The organism is Planococcus soli, from assembly GCF_016881065.1.
GTDB classification, from domain to species: Bacteria; Bacillota; Bacilli; order Bacillales_A; family Planococcaceae; genus Planococcus; species Planococcus soli.
The window spans coordinates 1-2979 of sequence record NZ_WXYN01000048.1 but is presented as its reverse complement, the minus strand read 5'-3'; the positions used below and the strand labels follow the sequence as shown (position 1 = coordinate 2979).

Annotated in this window: 1 rRNA gene; it reads left to right on the top strand. The window is 53.7% G+C overall.

From position 1 onward, the window contains the following. The first annotated feature begins 47 nt into the window (after positions 1-47). Positions 48-2979, top strand: a 23S ribosomal RNA gene (locus tag GJB59_RS14175).

Here is a 2979-nt window from a genome sequence, read left to right as displayed (position 1 = left end):
ATTCATGTACGCGTGGCCGTTTGGCCACAACTTTTTAATTGACCATTGGTTAAGTTAGAAAGGGCGCACGGTGGATGCCTTGGCACTAGGAGCCGAAGAAGGACGGCACTAACACCGATATGCTTCGGGGAGCTGTAAGTGAGCTGTGATCCGGAGATTTCCGAATGGGGGAACCCACTGCCTTTAATCGGGCAGTATCCATGTGTGAATTGATAGCACATGAGAAGGCAGACCCAGGGAACTGAAACATCTAAGTACCTGGAGGAAGAGAAAGCAAATGCGATTCCCTGAGTAGCGGCGAGCGAAACGGGATCAGCCCAAACCAAGAGGCTTGCCTCTTGGGGTTGTAGGACACTCTATACGGAGTTACAAAAGGCAGGATTAGGCGAAGCGACCTGGAACGGTCCGCCGCAGCGGGTAATAGCCCCGTAGCCGAAAACCCTGCCCCTCCAGAGTGGATCCTGAGTACGGCGGAACACGTGAAATTCCGTCGGAATCCGGGAGGACCATCTCCCAAGGCTAAATACTTCCTAGTGACCGATAGTGAACCAGTACCGTGAGGGAAAGGTGAAAAGCACCCCGGAAGGGGAGTGAAATAGATCCTGAAACCGTGTGCCTACAAGTAGTCAAAGCCCGTTAATGGGTGATGGCGTGCCTTTTGTAGAATGAACCGGCGAGTTACGATTGCATGCAAGGTTAAGCTGAGAAGGCGGAGCCGCAGCGAAAGCGAGTCTGAATAGGGCGACAGAGTATGCAGTTGTAGACCCGAAACCAGGTGATCTACCCATGTCCAGGGTGAAGGTAAGGTAACACTTACTGGAGGCCCGAACCCACGCACGTTGAAAAGTGCGGGGATGAGGTGTGGGTAGCGGAGAAATTCCAATCGAACCTGGAGATAGCTGGTTCTCTCCGAAATAGCTTTAGGGCTAGCCTCAAGATTGAGAATCCTGGAGGTAGAGCACTGTTTGGACTAGGGGCCCATCCCGGGTTACCGAATTCAGACAAACTCCGAATGCCAGTGATTTATGCTTGGGAGTCAGACTGCGAGTGATAAGATCCGTAGTCAAGAGGGAAACAGCCCAGACCACCAGCTAAGGTCCCCAAATATCCGTTAAGTGGAAAAGGATGTGGCGTTGCTTAGACAACCAGGATGTTGGCTTAGAAGCAGCCATCATTTAAAGAGTGCGTAATAGCTCACTGGTCGAGTGACACTGCGCCGAAAATGTACCGGGGCTAAACGGATTACCGAAGCTGTGGATGGATCTCGTTAGAGATCCGTGGTAGGAGAGCGTTCTAAGGGCGTTGAAGTCAGACCGCAAGGACTGGTGGAGCGCTTAGAAGTGAGAATGCCGGTATGAGTAACGAAAGACGGGTGAGAATCCCGTCCACCGAATGCCTAAGGTTTCCTGAGGAAGGCTCGTCCGCTCAGGGTTAGTCGGGACCTAAGTCGAGGCCGATAGGCGTAGACGATGGACAACAGGTTGATATTCCTGTACCACCTCCCCGCCGTTTGAGCAATGGGGGGACGCAGAAGGATAAGGAGAGCGTGCCGTTGGTTGTGCACGTCCAAGCAGTGAGGCGTGGAATGAGGCAAATCCCATTCCTGATACGTTGAGCTGTGATGGCAAGAGGTTTACCTCGGAGTCCCTGATTTCACACTGCCAAGAAAAGCCTCTAGCGAGGCGGGAGGTGCCCGTACCGCAAACCGACACAGGTAGGCGAGAAGAGAATTCTAAGGTGAGCGAGTGAACTCTCGTTAAGGAACTCGGCAAAATGACCCCGTAACTTCGGGAGAAGGGGTGCTCTGGTAGGGTGAATAGCCCGAGAGAGCCGCAGTGAATAGGCCCAGGCGACTGTTTAGCAAAAACACAGGTCTCTGCAAAACCGTAAGGTGACGTATAGGGGCTGACGCCTGCCCGGTGCTGGAAGGTTAAGGGGAGTGCTTAGCGCAAGCGAAGGTGCGAACTGAAGCCCCAGTAAACGGCGGCCGTAACTATAACGGTCCTAAGGTAGCGAAATTCCTTGTCGGGTAAGTTCCGACCCGCACGAAAGGCGTAACGATCTGGGCACTGTCTCAACGAGAGACTCGGTGAAATTATAGTACCTGTGAAGATGCAGGTTACCCGCGACAGGACGGAAAGACCCCGTGGAGCTTTACTGTAGCCTGATATTGAATTTTGGTGCAACTTGTACAGGATAGGTAGGAGCCAGAGATTCCGGAGCGCCAGCTTCGGAGGAGGCGTCAGTGGGATACTACCCTGGTTGTATTGAAATTCTAACCCACACCCCTGATCGGGGTGGGAGACAGTGTCAGGCGGGCAGTTTGACTGGGGCGGTCGCCTCCTAAAGAGTAACGGAGGCGCCCAAAGGTTCCCTCAGAATGGTTGGAAATCATTCGCAGAGTGTAAAGGCAGAAGGGAGCTTGACTGCGAGACGTACAGGTCGAGCAGGGTCGAAAGACGGGCTTAGTGATCCGGTGGTTCCGCATGGAAGGGCCATCGCTCAACGGATAAAAGCTACCCCGGGGATAACAGGCTTATCTCCCCCAAGAGTCCACATCGACGGGGAGGTTTGGCACCTCGATGTCGGCTCATCGCATCCTGGGGCTGTAGTCGGTCCCAAGGGTTGGGCTGTTCGCCCATTAAAGCGGTACGCGAGCTGGGTTCAGAACGTCGTGAGACAGTTCGGTCCCTATCCGTCGCGGGCGCAGGAAATTTGAGAGGAGCTGTCCTTAGTACGAGAGGACCGGGATGGACACACCGCTGGTGTACCAGTTGTTCTGCCAAGGGCATCGCTGGGTAGCTATGTGTGGCCGGGATAAGTGCTGAAAGCATCTAAGCACGAAGCCCCCCTCAAGATGAGATTTCCCATTGCGCAAGCAAGTAAGATCCCTCAAAGACGATGAGGTAGATAGGTTCGAGGTGGAAGCGTGGCGACACGTGCAGCTGACGAATACTAATCGATCGAGGACTTAACCAA